The organism is Xanthomonas pisi DSM 18956, assembly GCF_001010415.1.
In the GTDB taxonomy this organism is placed as follows: Bacteria; Pseudomonadota; Gammaproteobacteria; order Xanthomonadales; family Xanthomonadaceae; genus Xanthomonas; species Xanthomonas pisi.
Window position 1 is genome coordinate 1 of sequence record NZ_JPLE01000196.1, and the last position, 315, is coordinate 315.

1 pseudogene is annotated in these 315 nt (G+C 69.8%); it reads right to left on the reverse strand.

What is annotated here, in order from left to right:
* Positions 1-315 (reverse strand): annotated as a pseudogene (locus tag Y887_RS17690) (hypothetical protein); the annotation flags it as partial.

A 315-nucleotide genomic window follows, 5' to 3' on the forward strand; every position in this document is an offset into this window, starting at 1 on the left:
CCCAGCGGCAATGCCTGCAGGCTGGCGTAGAGATTGGACACCAGCGCGTCGGCCGGGTCGCCGCGGCCCAGGATCGCCGGCAGCACGAACGGATCGTCCAGTTCCATCGGCACATCCTTGAGCGAATGCACCGCGCAGTCGGCCTCGCCGCGCAGCATGGCCAGCTCCAGTTCCTTCAGAAACAGACCCTTGCCGCCGATCGCCGCCAGCGAGCGGTCCAGCACTTCGTCGCCGCGGGTGCTCATCGGCACCAGCACCACCTCCAGGCCGGGGTGGTGCCGGGGCCGATGAGCACCCGCGGCGACGAAGTGCTGG